This is a genomic window from Aeromicrobium sp. Leaf291, from assembly GCF_001423365.1.
Classification (GTDB): Bacteria; Actinomycetota; Actinomycetes; order Propionibacteriales; family Nocardioidaceae; genus Aeromicrobium.
On record NZ_LMNM01000002.1, the window covers coordinates 380,940 to 400,799 of the forward strand.

The following is a 19,860-nucleotide window of genomic DNA, read 5'->3' on the forward strand; positions in this document are numbered from 1 at the left end:
ACGACCGCCCACCACAACTGAACATCGACACATCCACGGACGAGAGCCGCCACGTCGGGTCCGGTCCTCGGTAGTGGCCCTCGGGACGGCGATCGCCGCGCCGCGGGCCTCGATCGAAGACCGAAGGCCATCATCACGGCAGGTCCGGAGCTCGTCCCACCGCGCGACGACCGTCGCGAGAAGGGACTTCTATGTCCGACTCCATCCACACCACCGAGACCGTCATCGACAATGGTCGTTTCGGTACCCGCACGATCCGTTTCGAGACGGGTCAGCTCGCTCGCCAGGCCGCCGGCTCCGTGTCCGCGTTCCTGGACGACGACACGATGCTGCTCTCGGCCACCACGGCCGGCAAGCACCCCAAGGACCACTTCGACTTCTTCCCCCTCACGGTCGACGTCGAGGAGCGCATGTACGCCGCGGGACGCATCCCCGGCTCGTTCTTCCGTCGTGAGGGCCGCCCGGGCGAGGACGCGATCCTCACCTGCCGCCTGATCGACCGCCCGCTGCGGCCGACCTTCAAGAAGGGTCTGCGCAACGAGGTCCAGGTCGTCATCACGGTCCTGGCCCTGAACCCCGACACCCCGTACGACGTGCTGGCCATCAACGCCGCCTCCGCGTCCACGCAGATCTCGGGCCTGCCGTTCTCCGGTCCGATCGGCGCCACCCGCGTCGCCCTGATCGACGGCCAGTGGGTCGCCTTCCCGACGCACAGCCAGCTCGAGGACGCCGTGTTCGACATGGTCGTCGCGGGCCGCATCGCCACGCAGGCCGACGGCTCCAGCGACGTCGCGATCATGATGGTCGAGGCCGAGTCCACCGAGAACACCTGGGACCTCGTGCAGTCCGGTGTCCAGGCGCCCACCGAGGAGGTCGTGGCCGGTGGCCTCGACGCCGCCAAGGGCTTCATCCGCCAGCTGTGCGAGGCGCAGCAGCAGCTCGCCGAGGCCGCGGCCAAGCCCGTCCAGGACTTCCCGGTCTTCCTCGACTTCCAGGACGACGTCTACGACGCCGTCGCCGCAGCCGCCTCCGGCCCGCTGGCCGAGGCCCTCACGATCTCCTCCAAGGCCGATCGCGAGGACCGCGAGAGCCAGATCAAGGCCGACGTGCTCGACCAGCTCGGCGAGCAGTTCGAGGGTCGCGAGAAGGAGGTCGGTGCCGCGCTGCGTGCCGTCACCAAGAGCCTCGTCCGCCAGCGTGTGCTCCGCGACAAGGTGCGCATCGACGGTCGTGGACTCGCCGACATCCGTGAGCTGTCGGCCGAGGTCGGCGTCATCCCGCGCGTGCACGGCTCGGCCCTGTTCCAGCGTGGCGAGACCCAGATCCTGGGCGTGACCACGCTGAACATGCTCGACCTGGTGCAGAAGCTCGACACGCTGAGCCCCGAGAGCACGCGTCGGTACATGCACAACTACAACTTCCCCCCGTTCTCCACGGGTGAGACGGGCCGCGTCGGTTCGCCGAAGCGCCGCGAGATCGGCCACGGTGCGCTCGCCGGCCGCGCGCTCCTGCCGGTCCTGCCCACCAAGGAGGAGTTCCCCTACGCGATCCGTCAGGTCTCCGAGGCGCTGAGCTCGAACGGCTCCACGTCGATGGGCTCGGTCTGCGCCTCGACGCTCGGTCTGCTCAACGCCGGTGTGCCGCTGCGCGCCCCGGTCGCGGGCATCGCGATGGGCCTCATCTCCGGTGAGGTCGACGGCGCCACCGAGTACGTCACCCTCACCGACATCCTCGGTGCCGAGGACGCGTACGGCGACATGGACTTCAAGGTCGCGGGCACGCCCGAGTTCATCACGGCCCTGCAGCTGGACACCAAGCTCGACGGCATCCCCGCCGACGTGCTCGCCGGTGCCCTCACGCAGGCCAAGGGTGCGCGCCTGACGATCCTCGACGTCATGTCCGAGGCCATCGACGCGCCCGACGAGATGAGCGAGTTCGCCCCGAAGATCATCACGGTGAAGGTGCCGGTCGACAAGATCGGCGAGGTCATCGGCCCGAAGGGCAAGATGATCAACCAGATCCAGGACGACACCGGCGCCAAGATCTCGATCGAGGACGACGGCACCGTCTACATCGCCGGCGAGGCCGGCGGTGCGGCCGACCGTGCGCGCGACGCCATCAACGCGATCGCCAACCCGACGATGCCCGAGGTCGGCGAGCGCTACCTCGGCACCGTCGTCAAGACGGTCGACTTCGGTGCGTTCATCGCGCTCTCGCCGGGCAAGGACGGGCTGCTGCACATCAGCAAGCTGCGCGACCTCAACGGCGGCCAGCGCGTGAACAACGTCGAGGACGTCGTCTCGGTGGGCCAGAAGATCCAGGTCCAGATCGCCGAGCTCGGCGACCGCGGCAAGATCTCGCTGATCCCCGTCCCCGAGGACGCAGCTCCCGAGGACGCCACCGACGAGGCCCCGGCCGACGCCGAGGAGTCCACGGACGCCTGATCGGTCCACGTCACGAGGCCCTCACCCCTTCGGGGGTGGGGGCCTCGTCGCGTTCGGTCCGGGCGGTCGACCGGGAGGTGGGGTCACGGCCCTCGGCGTGAGACGATCCGCGAGATGACCGACTTCCGTGAGCGCGCCGCCGCGCTCGATGCTGCCGACCCGCTGGCCGTGTACCGCCAGCAGTTCGTGCTCGACGCCGACATGGTGGCCTACCTCGACGGCAACTCGTTGGGTCGGCTGCCTCTGCGCACGCGAGAGCGCCTCGCCTCGTTCGTGCGTGACGAGTGGGGCAGCCGTCTGATCCGTGGCTGGTCGGAGGGCTGGACCGAGCTGCCGGTCGAGGTGGGCGACGAGGTGGGCGCCCTCGTCGGTGCCGCACCCGGTCAGACGGTGGTGGCCGACTCGACGTCGATCTGCATCGCGAAGGCCCTGCACGCCGCGGCGTCGATCGTGCCCGGACGCAGCCGGATCGTCGTCGACGCCGGCGACTTCCCGACCGACCGCTACCTGGCGTCGCACGTGGCGGCAGCCCGTGGCATGGAGCTGGTCACGATCGAGCGTGACGCCGAGGGCGACCTGACCGACTCGTTGGACGCCGTGCTCGACGAGCGCACTGCCGTCGTGCTGCTGAGCCACGTCGACTACCGGTCCGGCGCCCTGCTGGACCTGGCCGCGCTCACCGACCGGGTGCACGCGGCCGGTGCCCTGGTCGTGTGGGACCTGTGCCACTCGGTCGGGGTGGTGCCCACCGCGCTCGACGCCGCGGGCGTGGACCTCGCGGTCGGCTGCACCTACAAGTACCTCAACGGTGGACCGGGCTCACCGGCGTTCCTGTACGCGGCGGCTCGCCACCTCCCCGTGCTCGAGCAGCCGCTGCCGGGCTGGTGGAGCGCCGACGACCTCTTCGCCATGGCCGACGACTACCGCCCCGCCGTGGACGCACGTCGGTTGCTGTCGGGGACGCCGAACGTCGCCGGCCTGCTGGCGGTGCGCGAGGGTGCAGCCATGGCCGCCGAGGCGGGCGTGGACGCAGTGCGGGTCAAGTCGGTGCTGCTCACGTCCTTCGCGATCGACGCGCTCGACGTGCTGGCCGCCGACGGCAGTCCGGTCGAGGTCGTCACACCGCGTGACGCGGCACGTCGCGGTGGTCACGTGACCGTGCGGGTCCCCGACGCGCGCGCCGTCACGGCTGCGCTGGTGGACCGTGGCGTGGTGCCCGACTTCCGCGAGCCCGACCTGGTGAGGCTCGGGCTCGCGCCCCTCACCACGTCGTTCGCGGAGCTGCACGCCGGGCTCGTGGTGCTGCGCGACGTGCTCGCTCGATAGCCTGAGGTCATGACTCGTGTAGCCGTGCTGGGCGCCCGTGGGCGCATGGGTTCGACCTCCGTCGAGGCGCTCGACGCCGCCGACGGGATCGAGGTCGTCGCCCAGGTCGACGTCGGCGACTCCATCGACCTGGTGGGGGAGTCCGGAGCCGAGGTGGCCCTCGTCTTCACCACGCCCGACGTGGCGCTCGACCAGGTCCTGTGGTGCATCGAGCGCGGGGTGCACGTGGTCGTGGGCACCTCGGGATTCGACGGCGAGCGGCTGCGGTCGGTGCGTACGGCCGTCCACGAGCGCACCGGGGTCTCGGTGCTCGTGGTGCCCAACTTCTCCATCGGCGCGGTGCTCCTCATGCGCTTCGCCGCCACGGCCGCGCCCTTCTTCGAGTCCGTCGAGGTGATCGAGATGCACCACCCTGCGAAGGTCGACGCCCCCTCGGGGACGGCCGTCCGCACGGCCGAGCTGATCGCGGCCGCCCGCGCCGAGGCCGGTTCGCCGCCGGTCCCCGACGCCACCACCACCGACCCCGACGGTGCTCGGGGTGCCCAGGTCGACGGGATCACGGTGCACGCCGTGCGCTCGCGTGGCTTCGTCGCGTCCCAGGAGGTGCTCCTGGGCGGCGAGGGGGAGATCCTGAGCCTGCGGCACGACTCGTCCACGCGGGAGTCGTTCATGCCCGGCGTGGTGGCGGCCGTGCGTCACGTGGCCGACCGGCCGGGTGTCACCGTCGGTCTCGACGTGGTCCTCGGCCTCGGCGACTGATGGAGGTCGCGTACGCGCCCGGTCGGGTGGCGGACGTCGTCGGCGACGGTCCCACCGTCCTGCTCTGGCACGGCTCCGGCCCGAACGAGCGCCACGCCCTCGCCCGACTCGCCACCGCCGTGGCGACGTCCGGGCACCGGACCGTCACGCCGGACTGGGATGTGACCTCCTCGGACGGCGGACGCGCCGACCTGCTGACCTCCCTACGCTTCGCCCGGGAGACCGCTGACCACGATCCCGACGGTCTGGTGCTCGTCGGCTGGTCCCGCGGGGGCGTCGCAGCAGCGAGCCTCACCCTGAACCAGCGACGGCTCGGGGTCGGCCTCGCACGTACGGTCTGCGTCGCCGCCGCTCCGTTCCCTCGCGCCGACCCGATCAGCGGCGCGATGCTCGGACCGGCGTCGCCACCGGTGGCGCGCGGGACGACGGTCGCGTTCGTGACCGGGCTGCGTGACGAGCGGACACCGATCGACGAGGTGCGCGCCGTCCACCGGCAGTGGAACCACGCGGGCTGGCCCACGACGTTGCACGAGCTCGACGCCGACCACTTCTCCGTCGTCGAGGACCACGCCGAGGACGTCGCCGCCGTCGTGGTCGGCTGACCCGGGGCTACAGACGCAGGAGGGCGGCGCTGAGGGCTGCTGCCCCCACCACGGCGAGGAACGGCACACGCAGCACCAGCAGCACCGCCGCCACGGCGAGGGCGGCAAGGCGCGCGTCGACGGCGACGCGCTGTCCGTCGGCCAGCACCTGCACGGCCACCAGGGCACCGAGAAGAGCCACCGGGATCAGGTCGACGGCACGTCGGGTGGCGGGGTGCTCGAGGACCCGCTCCGGCACCGAGAGCCCGGCGAGCTTCAGGGCGTAGCAGCCGACGCACGTGAGCACGATGCCCAGCCAGGTGGCGCTCACGACGCGGGCCGTCCGAGCCGGTCACGCAGCAGCAGGCCTGCCGCGACGGCCACCGCGCCGCCGGCGATGATCGGCACGCCGGCGGGGGAGAGCGGCACCAGGCCCAGGGCCACCCCGGCGCCGACCAGCGCGACGACCCGGGCGAGTGCTCCGGACAGGCGTGGCCAGAGCAGGGCCAGGAACGCCGCGCCGACCGCGGCGTCGAGCCCGTAGGTGCGGGGGTCGCCGATCGCGGTGCCCGCGAGCGCGCCGGCGAGGGTCGACAGGTTCCACAACAGGTAGATCGAGGCGCCGGTCCACCAGAACCCGAGCCTGCCGAGGACGTGGTCGCGCTGGGCGACGGCGACGGCCGTCGACTCGTCGATCACGAGGTGCGCGCCCAGGGTCCTCCGCACCCCGGTGAGACGCAGGATCGAGGCGAGGCTGAGACCGTAGAACAGGTTGCGCGTGCCCAGCAGCACGGACGTGAGGGCACCGGTCAGCGGAGCTCCGCCGGCCGCGACCACGCCGATGAAGGCGAACTGGGAGGCACCGGTGAAGGCCACCAGGGACAGCACGCACGTCTGCAGGACGCTGAGTCCTGACGCGGTGCCCAGGGCGCCGAACGAGACGCCGTAGAGACCGGTGGCCACGCCGACCCCCAGGGAGTCGGCCACGACTCGGCGACGGGCGGCACTGGGTGGGTCGGGGGAGCGGTCGCTCACTCCTCGACCAACGAGGTGACGAGTCGCACCTGCTTCACGGTGTGGGCGCCGGTCTCGTCGGCGAGCTCACGGTGGGCCCCGTCGGCGGCCCACCCGGTGCCGACCACGAAGGCTCGCAGGGCGTCGTCGGTCGTGGGCAGCCACCACCGGGCTCGCTCGAAGCCGTCGGCGCGCAACGTGTCGATGGCGGCCTGGAGCAGCCGCGAGCCGTGACCCTCGCCGCGGTGGCCGGGGTCGACCAGCAGCTCGCCGACCTCGCCGTCGGCGACCTGGTCGGCGTCGGGGTCGTGGCAGGGGTGCACGAAGGCCACCCCGCGGAGCGTGGCCTGCTCGAGCGCGACGAGCACCCGGGCGCGAGCGTCCGGGGGAGTCGTGAGGAGTGCGTGCCACGCCGGGGCGACGTCGACGGTGGTCATGTCCCCGAAGGCGTCACGCCAGGCGGCCTGCTGGACGGTCGCGATCGCCGCCACGTCGTCGGGCCAGGCGAGCCGGACGCTCACGTCGGCGGTCACCACGACCGGAAGCTCTCGACGAGTCGTGTCTCGGCGCCCTCGGCCTCGAGCATCGCGGCGGTCATGGTCAGGTTGCGCAGGCCGGGCCACGTCTCGAAGCCCAGCAGGAACAGGCCCGGGACCCCGGCGAGCAGGATCGGCCAGCCGCCCCAGGTGCCCACGAACGAGACGAGGATCGCCAGCAGCACGGACGCCTCGCAGAACATCAGCTTGCGCACCGTCTGCGCGGCGTAGATGCCGATCGCGCGGCGCTCGAGGTCGTCGGGGTCGTCGTCGGGATCGAGCGGGGAGGCCTGCAGCCAGACTCGTTCGGAGAGCACGGCGGCGACCACGACCACCAGCAGCAGCGCCGCCAGCAGCCACCACGGCGGAAGATCGGCGTCGGTACCGCCGAGGGCCAGGAAGATCAGCGTCATGAAGCCTGCGGTCAGACCGATCTGCAGGAGGGCGAAGCGGCGGACCTCCTGCGGGGAGGCCTCGTACTCGGCGAGGGGCACGACCAGAGTTTCGCACAGGACCTGTCGGCGTCGGCGGGTATCCTCCGGAGCATGCAGGCCTACCTCGACCTCGTCCGCCGGATCCTCGACGAGGGCGTCGAGAAGGGCGACCGCACCGGAACCGGCACCCGCAGCGTGTTCGGGCACCAGATGCGCTTCGACCTCACGGCCGGGTTCCCGCTGGTCACCACCAAGAAGGTGCACCTCAAGTCGGTCGTCGGCGAGCTCCTCTGGTTCGTCTCGGGCGACACCAACACCCGGTGGCTCCGCGAGAACGGCATCACCATCTGGGACGAGTGGGCCGACGAGAACGGCGACCTCGGGCCGGTCTACGGCCACCAGTGGCGCTCGTGGCCGACGCCGGACGGCGAGACGATCGACCAGCTGGTGGGTGTCATCGAGTCGCTGAAGGCCGACCCGGACTCCCGGCGCCACATCGTCAGCGCCTGGAACGTGGCCGACCTGCCCGCCATGGCGCTCGCGCCCTGCCACGCCTTCTTCCAGTTCTACGTCGCACCGGCCGACGACGGGGGCCCGGGCCGCCTGTCGTGCCAGCTCTACCAGCGGTCGGCCGACGTCTTCCTCGGCGTGCCGTTCAACATCGCGTCCTACGCGCTGCTCACGCACATGGTCGCGCAGGTCGCCGGGCTGCGGGTGGGCGACTTCGTCCACACCTTCGGCGACGCGCACCTGTACCTCAACCACCTCGACCAGGCCCGCCTGCAGCTCGAGCGCGAGCCGCGCCCCCTGCCCGAGCTGTGGCTGGACCCGTCGGTCACGAGCATCGACGGGTTCACCCTGGACTCGGTCAAGGTCACCGGGTACGACCCCCACCCGGGCATCAAGGCACCGATCGCCGTCTGAGCACACGCATGACTACCGCCACCACCACGCTCGTCGTCGCGATGGGCGCCAACCGGGTGATCGGGGTCGACGGCGCCCTGCCCTGGCGGCTCCCCGAGGACCTGGCCCACTTCAAGCGGCTCACGCTCGGCCACCCGATGGTCATGGGGCGGGCCACGTACGAGTCCATCGGCCGGCCGCTGCCGGGCCGCACCACCATCGTCGTCACCCGCGACGCGCGGTGGAGCGCCGAGGGTGTCGAGGTGGCGCACTCCCTCGACGAGGCGCTCGACCGTGCCCGGTCGCTCGACGACGAGGTGTTCCTGGTCGGTGGCGCCCAGGTCTACGCTGCGGCGCTCGAACGCGACCTGGTCGACGTCCTGGTGGTCACCCGCGTGGCCGCGGCGCCGGACGGCGACACGTACTTCCCGCGGATCGACTGGGAGCGCTGGCACGAGGCGGGCCGGGTCCCGCACGTCGGACCGGAGCCCGAGCGGGTGCCGTTCGACATCGTCACCTACGTGCGCGCCTGACCCGGCGCGCCGTCGGCCCCGGGCCTCAGTCGAGGTAGGTCGCCGCGAAGTCGTCGTGGTGGACCGGACGCCCGATCACGTACCCCTGGGCGAAGTCGACGCCCTCGGCGCGGGCCACGTCGAGGACGGCTCCCTCGGCCACGAACTCCGCGACCGTCTCCTTGCCGAGCGCCTTCGCCATGGCCACCACCGATCGCAGGATCGTCCGGTCGACACCGTTGCGGTGCGAGTCGGCCACGAACTCGCCGTCGATCTTGAGCAGGTCGAAGTCGAGGTGCTTGAGGTAGGAGAGGGACCCGAACCCCGCGCCGAAGTCGTCGAGGGCCAGCCGGCATCCGGTCGACGCGACCCGTCGGGCGAAACCACGCGCGTTCTCGAGGTCGGAGACCGCCGCCGTCTCCGTGATCTCCAGCACGAGTGACTGCGGTGGGAAGGCACCCGAGGTGGCTGCCGAGACGATCATCCGTTCCAGCTCGGGATCGCCGATCGTCAGCCCGGACACGTTCACCTCGAGCACGAAGCCCGGCCGGACCCGCTGCAGGTCGGTCAGGATCGGCAGCGCATGGGCAAGGACCCAGCGGTCGAGGGCCGCGATGAGACCCGCACGTTCTGCGATGTAGAGGAATCGGCCGGGCATCACGAGAGCCCCGTCGGGGTCCCGCATGCGCAGCAGCGCCTCTGCGCCGGTGATCCGTCCCGACGCGACGTGCTGGATCGGCTGGAGGTGGAGCTCGAAGTCGTCGTGCTCGAGCGCGTGCTCGAGGCGCTCGCGCCAGCGCAGTCGCGCCCCGAGACGGGGGACCTCGTTCAGGGCGACACCGAGCACGGCGGCCCGGTCGCGGCCTGCGTCCTTCGCGTCGTACATGAGCATGTCGACCGTCGCGAGGGCGTCGTCACCGGACAGGCTGTCGGCGTAGGTGATCGGCAGGACTCCCACGCTGGCCGTGACCCGCCGCCGCGTCCCGTCGAGGGTCGCCGTGTGGTCGCGGATGCGTTCGACGAGTCGGTTCGCGAGCGCTGACGCCTCCTCCGGTCCCGCGGACGGCAGGAGCACTCCGAACTCGTCGCCGCCGAGTCGCGCCACGATGTCCGCGTCCCCCAGCTCGCGGCGCAGGACCGCGGCGACCGAGGAGATCAGCTCGTCGCCGGCCCGGTGCCCGAGCGTGTCGTTCACCTCCTTGAAGTGGTCCAGGTCCAGCAGGAGGAGCGCGCCGCGTGCCCCCGTGCGGCGGCACTCCACGAGGTGGCGTTCGAGGTCGCGGTCGAAGCGGCGCCGGTTCACCAGACCGGTGAGTGCGTCGTGGTCGGCCATGTGGGTGAGCTGGAGCTCGTAGCGCTGGCGGTCCGACACGTCGACGACGTTGACGATGATGTCGTCCGACGACGTGTCCTCGTCGGCTCGCAGTCGTGCCAGCGACAGGGAGAGGTGGACCACGTGGTCGTCGTTGGACTCCCACGTCCACGACGTGGTCGCGAGGCGCGCCGGGCTCTCGTCGAGCTCGGCCAGGAGGCGTCGGCTGGACTCCGGGTCGGGGGAGAGGTCGACGAGGTTCCGGCCCACGAGCGCTCCCGCGGGGAGCGGCAGCATCCGCTCGAGTGCGCCGTTCACCTCGAGGACGACACCGTCGGCGTCGAGGACGGCGATGCCGTGCGGCGCGTCCAGGAAGAGGTGCTCGGCGCGGTCCCGGGCCCGAGCCACCTCGCGCTCACGCCGACGCTCCGCGCTGACGTCGCGCGCCACGATCAGTGCGCGTGGACCGTCCGCCGTGTCCAGGGGCGTGACGACGACGTGGTGCTCGTCCCCGGTGCGGGTCGCCGCGAGGTCCTCCTCCGACGTGGTGCCGTCGATGGCGAGCGGGACGAGCCGGTTCCAGATCGCCATGTTGACCGGTCCCGAGAAGGCATCGAGCGGCTGTCCCACCTTGCCCTCGATCCCCTGACGCATGGCCCCGGCCCCGGCGACGAGCTCGATGGTCATCGACGGGTCGACGACGACGACCGTCGCGTCCGGCAGCTGGTCCATCACCGTGCGCCATCGGGCTTCTGCGGCCGCGAGCCGGCGCTGGTCCGAGACCGCGGCAGTCGCGTCGATGGCGACGTGGAGGTAGCCGACCACGGTGCCGTCGTCGTGGCGGAGCTCGGTGACCGCGAGGCGCACGAAGATCCTCGTCCCGTCGGCGCGCAGGTAGGTCCAGACCTGGCTCGGCGCGTCCTCGGCGGCGAGCTCGGCGAGGACGTGCCCCGGGTCGCTGTCGCGGGCCGTCGCGGTGGCCGCGAGCTCCTGCGGGTCGTGCAACGACGAGACGTTCACGCGTCCCACGACCTCGACGGCTCGGTACCCCAGGAGGTGCTCGGCCCCCACGCCGAAGGACGTGATCAACCCGGCGCGGTCGGTCGCGATCATGCTGCTCAGTCGCGCGCCTCCCAGCAGGCCGCGCGCCTCGGCCGCCGCCCGCTGGTGCTCGCGCCGTTCGACGGCGAGACGGCGCACGACGTCCTGGATGGCTGGGCCGATGAAGAGGGAGACGCCCGTCCAGATGAGGGCCATCCGCCACCCGCTGGTGGGGTAGCGCGGATCGCCGATGAGCAGTGCGGGCACCAGGAAGAGCACCAGGGTGGCCAGGGCGGAGAGCCAGAGGTCCTTGCGGCGACCGAACAGGGCCAACCACAGGACGGGGAGCGCGACGAGCCCGCCCCCGCCGCCCATGGCGCCGCCGCTGACCTCGCGCGCGGCGGCGATCACCACGAAGAAGAACAGCGGGGCACCGGGATCGGCCCAGGTGCGTACCGGCGACGTGAGGCTGCGAGCGAGGATCGCGAGGGTGACGGCGAAGAGTGCCACCACGTGCCACGGCTGCACGGGTGTCGTCGACTCCGGGTGGGGCGGTACGAGGAGGCCGAGGAGGCCGAGCGTGCCGACCGCGACGAACGGGGCGGCGGTGCGCAGGGTCGGTCGGTCCCCGACCGGCGTGGCGCGGGTGTCCCTCGTCATGGCTCAGGGTAGGAGCGAGCCGGGGTCACGTGGCGGACCTGAGACCACTGACGACTGCATATTGACGTAGGTAACTTAATCTGTGCACCATGATCGGGTGACCTACGACCCGACGCAACCGGCCTACCGGCTGCACACTCTCGTCTCGGCGCTCGACGCCGCGGCCGACCGCATGCTCGGCGAGTCGTTCGACATCAGCTACGGCCGGTTCCTGACCCTGGTCACGATCCAGGTGCTCGGCGCGCCCACTCAGGTCGAGCTCGCCGGCGCCCGTGGCGTCTCCGCACCCGCGGCCAGTCGGATGGTGCAGTCGCTGGTCGAGGCCGGGCTCGTCACCGCGACCCGGACGGACGGGGCGGGCAATCGTCGAGTCGTGCAGCTCACCAACGCGGGATCCACGCTCGTCGCCGACGGGGGACGGCTGCTGGAGTCCTCGTTCGAGCAGCTCCTGGCCGCGACCACCGTCACCGCCGACCAGGTGCGCTCGGTCACCGACCCCCTGCTCGCCCTCCTGAAGCCGGAGCTGTCATGACACCCCTGATCGCCACCCATGCCTTCGCCGCCGTCGTCGCGCTCCTGGTCGGGGCGTGGCAGCTCTTCCGGGGCCCGCGCGGCACCCAGGGGCATCGCGTGGCCGGGCGGGTGTGGGTCGTCGCGCTGATGTTCGTGGCCGCCTCGTCGTTCTGGATCCAGGAGATCCGGCCCGGGCACTTCAGTGCCCTGCACGCGCTCTCGGTGGTCACGCTGGTCACGGTTCCGCTCGGCATCCTCGGCGCACGGCAAGGTCGTATCCGCGACCACCGGTCTGCCATGACGGGCAACTGGATCGGGCTGGTGGGTGCCGGCATCGCCGCGGCGGCGGTGCCGGACCGCGCGATCCCGCAGCTCGTGGTGCACGACGCCGTCACCGCAGGTGTCGCGGGTCTGGCCGTCCTGGCGACCGCGGCCGCGGTCATCGGCGTCGGCCGCGTCGTCGACGCCGCCGTCGTGCCCCAGCCCTGACGACCTGCCCTGGCCACCAGTCCTGAGAGCCGCGCCGGAGGCGTGGGCCCCGAAGGTCAGGACAGGACGGCGAGCTGCCGGCTCTGTGCCACGAGGCGGCCCTGGTCGTCCCAGAGCTCGACGTCCTCGTCGTGGTAGCCGTGCACCACGTGGCGGGTCGTCACGTGCATCAGCGCCCACGCCGTCTCGGGGCGGCGGCGCAGGTGCACGGTCAGCTGGACGGTGGCGGAGGCCAGGAGTCCGAGCTCGGCCGTGACGGGCGGGTAGCCGTCGACGATGGCAGCGGCCGCGACGGCGTCGATCGGTCGGCCGTCCTTGGGGCGGACCCACACGCTCGCCTCGGGATCGCCGCTCGGCTCGCCACGCAGCCAGCCGGGGACCTCGGGCAGACGGACCTCGTAGCGGTCGACGATCGGGACCGCCCCGGACGGCACGTACCCGGAGACGTCGACGCCGTCGTCGGGCCCGCCGACGGGGGGTGCGCCGTGCGGGGTGTGCTCGGCCGAGCCGGCGGCGTCCCAGTCGTGCAGGGCGATGACCGCGTGCGCGACGGTGGCGCCGTTCTGCAGGAGCACTGCCTGGTGGACCGACACGCGTCGACCGACGCGCAACGTGGTCACCTCCACCGCGGCATCGCCCGGTGTCGGCGGCTTGAAGTAGCTCACCGAGACGGTGAGCAGGTCAGGGTGCGCATGGGCGGTGGTGGCGGCCTCGTCGAGCGTGGCGCGGGCGAGCACGGCGAGCACGTAGCCGCCGTTGGCCGTCCCGTTGGGGGTGTTCCAGTCCGCGGTGAGGACGAGGTGGCGCAGGCCGTCGTCGCCGGGTGTCGAGGCGATGGCACGGTCGAGCTCGTACGTCGTCATGGGCTGACGGTAGCGACGCGCCTTGCCTGGCCCGCACGCGCGGTGCCGCACGTGGACGTCGCGCGACGAGGCACCTGGACGACCTGATCGACCCGGTCGCGTCCTCCTGCGTGCTCAGCGGGCCGGACCGGACGCCGCAGCGTCGAGCGGTAACCTCGGTCCATGACCTCCCCGCTCGCCAGCGACGCCGCGCCGTTCGGGCGCGTCCTGACCGCCATGGTCACGCCGTTCACGCCCGACGGCGACCTCGACCTCGCTGCGGCGCAGAAGGTGGCGAAGCACCTGGTCGACCACGGCAACGACGGCCTCGTCGTCAGCGGCACCACCGGCGAGTCGCCCACCACCACGGTCGAGGAGGACGGACAGCTGCTGGCCGCCGTCGTCGAGGCCGTCGGTGACCGTGCCACCGTGGTGGCCGGTGTCGGCACGAACGACACCCGTCACTCCGTGCAGCTGGCGCAGCAGGCCCGCAAGGCCGGCGCCCACGGCCTGCTGGTCGTCACGCCCTACTACTCCAAGCCGCCGCAGTCGGGCATCGTCGCGCACGTCAACACCGTGGCCGAGGCCGGCGAGGACGTCCCGGTGATGCTCTACGACATCCCCGGACGCAGCGGAGTCATGCTGGCGACCGAGACCTACGTCGAGCTGCGCAAGAACCCGCTCGTGCTGTCGGTCAAGGACGCCGTCGGCGACTTCAACCGCGGTGCGTGGCTCATGCGCGAGACCGGCATCACGATCTACTCCGGCGACGACTCGCTGAACCTCGGCTGGCTCGCGTACGGAGCCAGCGGCATCGTCAGCGTCGTCTCCCACGCCGCGCCCCGTCGTCTCGCCGACCTGGTCGCCGCGGTCGACGCCGGCGACCTCGACGAGGCTCGCGCCATCCAGCGGCAGCTCCTGCCCATCGACCGGGCGATGATGACCGTCACCCAGGGCGTCATCACGGCCAAGGCCGTGCTGCAGATCCTGGGCGTGCTCGACAACCGCACGACCCGCGCGCCCCTGCCCGAGGCCACGGAGGACGAGGTCGCCATGCTGCGCGACGCCCTCGTTGCCTCCCACCTGATCGACCAGACCTGATCGACTGAACGGACGAACTCCTTGAGTCACATGCACACGGAGCTGGGCCCGCCCCCGGCCCTGGGCTCGAACACCCTGCGCGTCACCCCGCTCGGCGGACTCGGCGAGATCGGTCGCAACATGACCGTCTTCGAGTTCGGCGGCAAGCTGCTGATCGTCGACTGCGGCGTGCTGTTCCCCGAGGAGCACCACCCGGGCGTCGACCTGATCCTGCCCGACTTCGGCCCCATCCGGGAACGGCTCGACGACGTGGTCGCCGTCGTGCTGACCCACGGCCACGAGGACCACATCGGCGGTGTGCCGTACCTGCTGCGCGAGCGCGGGAACATCCCCGTGGTCGGCTCGAGGCTGACGTTGGCCCTCGTCGAGCCGAAGCTGCGCGAGCACCGGCTGCGCGACGTGCCGCAGCACGTGGTGGCCGAGAACGAGACGCTGCACCTGGGGCCGTTCGAGCTCGAGTTCGTGGCCGTCAACCACTCGATCCCCGACGCCCTCGCCGTCGCGGTCAAGACGCCCGCGGGCGTCGCGCTGCACACGGGCGACTTCAAGATGGACCAGCTGCCGCTCGACGGCCGCATCACCGACCTGCGCGCCTTCGCGCGGCTCGGCGAGGCCGGTGTCGACCTCTTCCTCACCGACTCCACCAACGCCGACGTGCCCGGGTTCACGGTGGCCGAGCGCAACATCACCCCGGCGATCGACGCGGTGTTCGCGTCCAGCACGCAGCGCGTCATCGTCGCCTCGTTCGCCTCGCACGTGCACCGGGTGCAGCAGGTCCTCGACGCCGCCGCCAAGCACGGCCGCAAGGTCGCCTACGTCGGACGCTCGATGGTGCGCAACATGCAGATCGCCCGCGACCTGGGGTACCTGCACGTGCCCGACGGGGTCGTCGTCGACCGGATCGACGCCGCGCCGCCGGAGAAGATGGTGCTGATGTCCACCGGTTCCCAGGGCGAGCCCATGGCCGCCCTGTCGCGCATCGCCAACCGCAGCCACCCCCAGGTCAGCCTCGAGCCGGGCGACACGGTCCTGCTGGCGTCCTCGCTCATCCCGGGCAACGAGAACGCCGTCTACCGCGTCATCGACGGGCTCACCAAGATCGGCGCGCGCGTGGTCCACAAGGGCAACGCCCTGGTGCACGTGTCCGGGCACGCGTCGGCCGGCGAGCTCCTCTACTGCTACAACATCGTCAAGCCCACCAACGTGCTGCCGGTGCACGGGGAGATCCGCCACCTACACGCCAACGCCGCGCTGGCCACGCAGACGGGCGTGCCGAACGTGCTGCTGGCCGAGGACGGGTACGTCGTCGACCTGGTCGACGGGCACGCGTCCGTGGTCGGCGCGGTCGAGTGCGGCTACGTCTACGTCGACGGCTCCTCGGTCGGCGAGATCACCGACAGCGAGCTCAAGGACCGTCGGATCCTGCGCGACGAGGGCTTCATCTCCGTCGTCGTGGTGGTCGACTCCACGAACGGCAAGATCGTCACGGGCCCGGAGGTGCACGCGCGCGGTCTCGCCGAGGACGACTCCGTCTTCGACGAGATCACGCCCAAGATCGTCGACGCGGTGGAGCAGGCGCTGCGCGAGGGCACGCACGACACGCAGCAGCTGCAGCAGGTCGTGCGCCGTGTGCTCGGCTCGTTCGCCGGCCGGAAGCTGCGGCGTCGGCCCATGATCATCCCCATCGTGCTCGAGGCCTGAGCCGTCCGACCCGGTCCGATCGAAGACCTTCGGACTGTTACGCAGGTGAAACCTGTGGGCGGTGGTGCCGAAACACGCGCTGACTAACGTCGTCATCAAGAGTTCGGCGCGGGGCCGAACCGTGGTGGGACACCGGTTGCGGCCGGCAGCGTCGTTACGCACGACGGTGCCGGCCGTACGCCGATCTCCCCGCACGAGGGGGTTGGTCAGTGACGTCACGCAGGTCCGACGAGGTGTTGCTCGCCTGCTCATCCGGGCATGCCGATCCGGCCGAACGGGTGGCCCTCCAGGGCCTGGTCAACGCCGTGCGACGCGACGCTCCGTCGGTCGACGTGCGCGACACCCCGGTCGACCTGATGGCCCTCGACGACGCGTGGCCGCCCGTGCGGGTCGCGGTGCCGCTGACGCTGACCGGAGGGACCGCCGTGGCGGGCGCGCTGTCGGCCGCCTCCCGGCACGACCCGTCCCTCGTGGTCGCGCACCCGATCGGCCCGGACTGGACGTTGGCCGAGCTGTGCGTGCAGCGACTGATCGAGGCAGGGGCCCGCAAGGACGACACGATCGTCCTGGGTGTCTCCGGAGCCCATGACGACGCGGCGATCACGGGCTACTCCCGGATGGCGCGGCTGGTCAGCGCCGTGTGGGGCGGGCCGGTGCACATCGGCTCCATCGGCGGGAAGGACACGCCGCTCACCGACGCCGTCGACATCGCGCGGGCCTACGGCCAGCGGGTGGTGGTCTCGTCCTACGTGCTGACCCCGGGTCGCGACGCCGACATGCTGCGCCACTGCGGTGCCGACCTGGTGACGGCACCCGTGCTCGACGGCGGGCTGCCCGACCGACGGGTCGTCGACCTCGTGCTCGCTCGGTTCCACCAGGCCCTCGGTCTCGGCGTCGCAGCGCTCTGAGGTCGGTCGTCCGGCGGCTGCGCTGCCTCCGGTCTCCACGACGACCTGCGGCTGCGCTGCCCCGGCCTCGAGCGGGGCCGCTCTAGCGGGCTGTCCTCGGGCCGTGCTCGGGCCGTCAGAGGTAGGTGACGCACGTATCCGCGCCGTCAGAGGTAGGTCTCGCACCGAAGGGCGGTCTCGACAGGTGCGACGCCTACCTCTGACACGCCGGGAATCCCCGCCGGGTCGACGGCGTGGGTGCACGCCGACCCTCGACTTCTGGTTTAGGCTCTCGCCATGGCGACCCGAACGTCTTCCCCGCCGCGCAAGCGGCCGTCCGGCAGCCAGGCCCGCAAGAAGCCTGCCTCCCGCAGCACCGCGAAGCGCAAGCCCGCGGCGCGCAAGCCTGCCCCGCGGCGCACCGGACCCGGTCCCGTGGCCGCGGTGCTCGGCGGGCTCGCCCGTGCCTGCGCAGCCGTCTGGCTGGGCATCGCCGGAGCCGTCGGCGCGGTCGCGCGCAGCATCGGGCACTCCGCGGCCGAGCTGGAGCCCGAGCAGCGCCGTGACGGCGTCGGGTTCGGCATCGTCGCGCTCGCCATCGTCGTGGCCGCCGCCGTCTGGTGGCAGGTCCCCGGTCCGGTGGCCGACGCGGTGCGTGCCGCCACCACGGGCACGGTGGGTCTGCTGGCCTGGGCCGTGCCGATCCTGTTCGTCGTCATCGCCTGGCGCACGCTGCGCCACCCCGACCGCAACGGCCCCGTGGGCCGTCAGGTCATCGGCTGGTCGGCCATCTGCGGTGGCGTGCTCGGCCTCGTGCACCTCGCCCACGGCGTGCCGCGCCCGGAGGACATGGTCGAGGTCCGCGACGCCGGGGGAGCGGTCGGGTTCCTGTTCTCCGCCATCCCCATGGACCTGCTGCGCACCGAGTACGTCGTGGCCCCGATCCTCGTGCTCGTCGTCCTGTTCGGCCTGCTCGTCGTCACCGCCACGCCCCTGCACGCCGTGCCCACGCGACTGCAGGAGGCCCGCGATCGTGCCCTCGGACGTCACGTCGAGGACGCCGAGGCGGAGCCGGAGGCGAGCCCGCGCAAGCGTCACCCCCGCACCGTGGCCGACGAGCCGTACGAGAACCCGCTCGTCGACGGTCCCGACGAGGACCGCCAGGTCTCGGCCCGACGTCGCCGCAAGGCCGAGAAGGCCGAGGCCGACGCCGCGGCCGCGGCTGCGAGTGCGATGGAGGTCGACGCCGCGCCGGAGACCGAGGACACCACCGACGTCGTGCTGCCGCCCATGGAGCCGCTGCCGGCACGCGCCGAGCAGCTCGCACTCTCGGGTGACGTCGTCTACTCCCTGCCCGACTCCACGGTCCTGCGCGAGGGCAGCCCGCACAAGGCGCGCTCCGCGGCCTCCGACGAGGTCGTCGAGCGGCTCACCGAGGTCCTCGAGCAGTTCCAGATCGACGCCCAGGTCACCGGCTACACCCGCGGACCGACGGTCACCCGCTACGAGGTCGAGCTCGGACCGGCCGTCAAGGTCGAGAAGGTCACCGCGCTGAGCAAGAACATCTCCTACGCCGTGGCCTCGAACGAGGTCCGCATCCTCAGCCCGATCCCCGGCAAGTCCGCGATCGGCGTCGAGATCCCGAACGTCGACAAGGAGATGGTCTCCCTCGGCGACGTGCTCCGCTCGGCCAAGGCCCGCGGCGACCACCACCCGATGGTCATCGGCCTCGGCAAGGACGTCGAGGGCGGGTTCGTGGTCGCCAACCTCGCCAAGATGCCCCACCTGCTGGTGGCCGGCGCCACCGGCTCCGGCAAGTCGAGCTTCGTCAACTCCATGATCGCGTCGCTGCTGATGCGCTCGACGCCCGACGAGGTGCGGATGATCATGGTCGACCCCAAGCGGGTCGAGCTGACGGCCTACGAGGGCATCCCGCACCTCATCACGCCGATCATCACGAACCCCAAGAAGGCGGCCGAGGCGCTCCAGTGGGTCGTGCGCGAGATGGACCAGCGCTACGACGACCTCGCCAACTTCGGCTTCCGGCACGTCGACGACTTCAACAAGGCGGTGCGCGCCGGCTCCGTGAAGGTGCCCCCGGGCAGCGAGCGCGTGCTCACCCCCTACCCCTACCTCCTGGTGGTCGTCGACGAGCTCGCCGACCTCATGATGGTCGCCCCGCGCGACGTCGAGGACTCGGTCGTGCGCATCACGCAGCTCGCGCGCGCCGCCGGCATCCACCTGGTGCTCGCCACCCAGCGACCCAGCGTCGACGTCGTCACCGGGCTCATCAAGGCCAACGTGCCCAGCCGTCTGGCCTTCGCCACCAGCTCCCTCGCCGACAGCCGCGTGATCCTCGACCAGCCGGGCGCCGAGAAGCTCGTCGGGCAGGGCGACGGACTGTTCCTGCCCATGGGTGCCAACAAGTCGATGCGCATGCAGGGCGCCTGGATCACCGAGGCGGAGATCGCGGAGGTGGTCAAGCACTGCAAGGAGCAGCTGCAGCCGAGCTACCGCGACGACGTCACGGCACCCGCGCAGGCCAAGCGCGACCTCGACGACGACATCGGCGACGACATGGACCTGGTCATCCAGGCGGTCGAGCTCGTGGTCACCACGCAGTTCGGCTCGACGTCGATGCTGCAGCGCAAGCTGCGCGTCGGGTTCGCCAAGGCCGGCCGGCTCATGGACATCATGGAGAGCCGCGGCGTCGTGGGCGCGAGCGAGGGCTCCAAGGCCCGCGACGTGCTGATCAAGCCCGACGACCTCGAGGACGTCCTCGCCTCGATCAGCGTCGGCTGAGCG

18 protein-coding genes are annotated in these 19,860 nt (G+C 71.8%); 12 read left to right on the forward strand and 6 right to left on the reverse strand.

From position 1 onward, the window contains the following. Nucleotides 1–191: 191 nt before the first annotated feature. The 4 genes from ASF35_RS11605 (at nt 192) to ASF35_RS11620 (ending at nt 5,131) form a co-directional block, all read left to right on the forward strand. A complete protein-coding gene (locus ASF35_RS11605) occupies nt 192–2,444 on the forward strand; it encodes a polyribonucleotide nucleotidyltransferase (protein ID WP_055967446.1) in 2,253 nt (750 codons plus the stop codon). A gap of 114 nt (nt 2,445–2,558) precedes the next feature. Beyond that, nucleotides 2,559–3,770, forward strand: a complete 1,212-nt coding sequence (kynU, locus tag ASF35_RS11610) for a kynureninase (protein WP_055967449.1) — start codon at nt 2,559–2,561, stop codon at nt 3,768–3,770. Between the two features lie 9 nt (nt 3,771–3,779). After that, on the forward strand, nt 3,780–4,529 hold the full coding sequence (gene dapB / locus ASF35_RS11615; protein WP_055967452.1) for a 4-hydroxy-tetrahydrodipicolinate reductase: 750 nt from the start codon (nt 3,780–3,782) through the stop codon (nt 4,527–4,529). Then, the gene (locus ASF35_RS11620; RefSeq protein WP_055967455.1) at nt 4,529–5,131 is read left to right on the forward strand and encodes an alpha/beta hydrolase; all 603 of its coding nucleotides are present in this window, start codon (nt 4,529–4,531) and stop codon (nt 5,129–5,131) included. The genes dapB and ASF35_RS11620 overlap by 1 nt, the downstream gene beginning before the upstream one ends. 7 nt (nt 5,132–5,138) lie before the next feature. On the opposite strand, the gene ASF35_RS11625 is transcribed toward ASF35_RS11620, so the two are convergent. Genes ASF35_RS11625 through ASF35_RS11640 form a run of 4 tightly spaced genes read right to left on the reverse strand, consistent with a single transcriptional unit; the run spans nt 5,139 to nt 7,154 of the window. Next, nucleotides 5,139–5,441, reverse strand: coding sequence for an AzlD domain-containing protein (locus ASF35_RS11625; RefSeq protein WP_055967458.1), 303 nt, complete (start codon nt 5,439–5,441; stop codon nt 5,139–5,141). Beyond that, entirely contained in the window at nt 5,438–6,145 is a 708-nt protein-coding gene (locus ASF35_RS11630; protein WP_055967461.1) for an AzlC family ABC transporter permease, read from the reverse strand. The genes ASF35_RS11625 and ASF35_RS11630 overlap by 4 nt, the downstream gene beginning before the upstream one ends. Further along, a complete protein-coding gene (locus ASF35_RS11635) occupies nt 6,142–6,660 on the reverse strand; it encodes a GNAT family N-acetyltransferase (RefSeq protein WP_055967464.1) in 519 nt (172 codons plus the stop codon). Before ASF35_RS11635 ends, ASF35_RS11630 begins: the two co-directional genes overlap by 4 nt. Beyond that, on the reverse strand, nt 6,654–7,154 hold the full coding sequence (locus tag ASF35_RS11640) for a hypothetical protein (protein ID WP_055967467.1): 501 nt from the start codon (nt 7,152–7,154) through the stop codon (nt 6,654–6,656). The genes ASF35_RS11635 and ASF35_RS11640 overlap by 7 nt, the downstream gene beginning before the upstream one ends. A 51-nt stretch (nt 7,155–7,205) precedes the next feature. On the opposite strand from ASF35_RS11640, the gene ASF35_RS11645 reads away from it, so the two are divergent. Continuing rightward, nucleotides 7,206–8,018, forward strand: coding sequence for a thymidylate synthase (locus ASF35_RS11645; protein WP_055967469.1), 813 nt, complete (start codon nt 7,206–7,208; stop codon nt 8,016–8,018). 8 nt (nt 8,019–8,026) lie between these two features. Next, on the forward strand, nt 8,027–8,530 hold the full coding sequence (locus ASF35_RS11650) for a dihydrofolate reductase (protein WP_055967472.1): 504 nt from the start codon (nt 8,027–8,029) through the stop codon (nt 8,528–8,530). 25 nt (nt 8,531–8,555) lie between these two features. Here ASF35_RS11650 and ASF35_RS11655 read toward each other — a convergent pair whose 3' ends face one another. Next, nucleotides 8,556–11,522: an EAL domain-containing protein gene (locus tag ASF35_RS11655; protein ID WP_055967475.1), complete on the reverse strand. Its 2,967-nt coding sequence runs from the start codon at nt 11,520–11,522 to the stop codon at nt 8,556–8,558. 97 nt (nt 11,523–11,619) lie between these two features. Here ASF35_RS11655 and ASF35_RS11660 point away from each other — a divergent pair, with 97 nt between their 5' ends. Next, nucleotides 11,620–12,054 (forward strand): MarR family winged helix-turn-helix transcriptional regulator, encoded by a 435-nt coding sequence (locus tag ASF35_RS11660; protein WP_055967478.1) that lies wholly within the window; start codon nt 11,620–11,622, stop codon nt 12,052–12,054. Next, nucleotides 12,051–12,524 (forward strand): DUF2306 domain-containing protein, encoded by a 474-nt coding sequence (locus ASF35_RS11665; RefSeq protein WP_055967480.1) that lies wholly within the window; start codon nt 12,051–12,053, stop codon nt 12,522–12,524. Before ASF35_RS11660 ends, ASF35_RS11665 begins: the two co-directional genes overlap by 4 nt. A gap of 56 nt (nt 12,525–12,580) precedes the next feature. Here the strand turns inward: ASF35_RS11665 and ASF35_RS11670 are convergent, their stop codons facing one another. After that, entirely contained in the window at nt 12,581–13,387 is an 807-nt protein-coding gene (locus tag ASF35_RS11670; protein WP_055967483.1) for a thioesterase family protein, read from the reverse strand. A 162-nt stretch (nt 13,388–13,549) separates the two neighbouring features. On the opposite strand from ASF35_RS11670, the gene dapA reads away from it, so the two are divergent. The 4 genes from dapA (at nt 13,550) to ASF35_RS11690 (ending at nt 19,857) form a co-directional block, all read left to right on the forward strand. Further along, complete coding sequence (gene dapA, locus ASF35_RS11675; RefSeq protein ID WP_055967486.1) at nt 13,550–14,467, forward strand: 4-hydroxy-tetrahydrodipicolinate synthase; 918 nt, start codon at nt 13,550–13,552, stop codon at nt 14,465–14,467. A gap of 21 nt (nt 14,468–14,488) precedes the next feature. Beyond that, the gene (locus tag ASF35_RS11680) at nt 14,489–16,168 is read left to right on the forward strand and encodes a ribonuclease J (RefSeq protein ID WP_055967488.1); all 1,680 of its coding nucleotides are present in this window, start codon (nt 14,489–14,491) and stop codon (nt 16,166–16,168) included. A gap of 278 nt (nt 16,169–16,446) precedes the next feature. Then, nucleotides 16,447–17,076, forward strand: a complete 630-nt coding sequence (locus ASF35_RS11685; protein WP_055967492.1) for a sirohydrochlorin chelatase — start codon at nt 16,447–16,449, stop codon at nt 17,074–17,076. Between the two features lie 276 nt (nt 17,077–17,352). Next, a complete protein-coding gene (locus tag ASF35_RS11690) occupies nt 17,353–19,857 on the forward strand; it encodes a DNA translocase FtsK (RefSeq protein WP_082495482.1) in 2,505 nt (834 codons plus the stop codon). Nucleotides 19,858–19,860: the final 3 nt, after the last annotated feature.

What these genes read in the sequence shown, in the direction of transcription:
- ASF35_RS11620 (WP_055967455.1), top strand. Translation starts at nt 4,529, where the DNA reads ATGGAGGTCGCGTACGCGCCCGGTCGGGTGGCGGACGTCGTCGGCGAC.
- ASF35_RS11645 (WP_055967469.1), top strand. Translation starts at nt 7,206, where the DNA reads ATGCAGGCCTACCTCGACCTCGTCCGCCGGATCCTCGACGAGGGCGTC.
- dapB (WP_055967452.1), top strand. Translation starts at nt 3,780, where the DNA reads ATGACTCGTGTAGCCGTGCTGGGCGCCCGTGGGCGCATGGGTTCGACC.
- ASF35_RS11690 (WP_082495482.1), top strand. Translation starts at nt 17,353, where the DNA reads ATGGCGACCCGAACGTCTTCCCCGCCGCGCAAGCGGCCGTCCGGCAGC.
- ASF35_RS11655 (WP_055967475.1), bottom strand. Translation starts at nt 11,522, where the DNA reads ATGACGAGGGACACCCGCGCCACGCCGGTCGGGGACCGACCGACCCTG.
- ASF35_RS11670 (WP_055967483.1), bottom strand. Translation starts at nt 13,387, where the DNA reads ATGACGACGTACGAGCTCGACCGTGCCATCGCCTCGACACCCGGCGAC.
- kynU (WP_055967449.1), top strand. Translation starts at nt 2,559, where the DNA reads ATGACCGACTTCCGTGAGCGCGCCGCCGCGCTCGATGCTGCCGACCCG.
- dapA (WP_055967486.1), top strand. Translation starts at nt 13,550, where the DNA reads ATGACCTCCCCGCTCGCCAGCGACGCCGCGCCGTTCGGGCGCGTCCTG.
- ASF35_RS11650 (WP_055967472.1), top strand. Translation starts at nt 8,027, where the DNA reads ATGACTACCGCCACCACCACGCTCGTCGTCGCGATGGGCGCCAACCGG.
- ASF35_RS11665 (WP_055967480.1), top strand. Translation starts at nt 12,051, where the DNA reads ATGACACCCCTGATCGCCACCCATGCCTTCGCCGCCGTCGTCGCGCTC.
- ASF35_RS11605 (WP_055967446.1), top strand. Translation starts at nt 192, where the DNA reads ATGTCCGACTCCATCCACACCACCGAGACCGTCATCGACAATGGTCGT.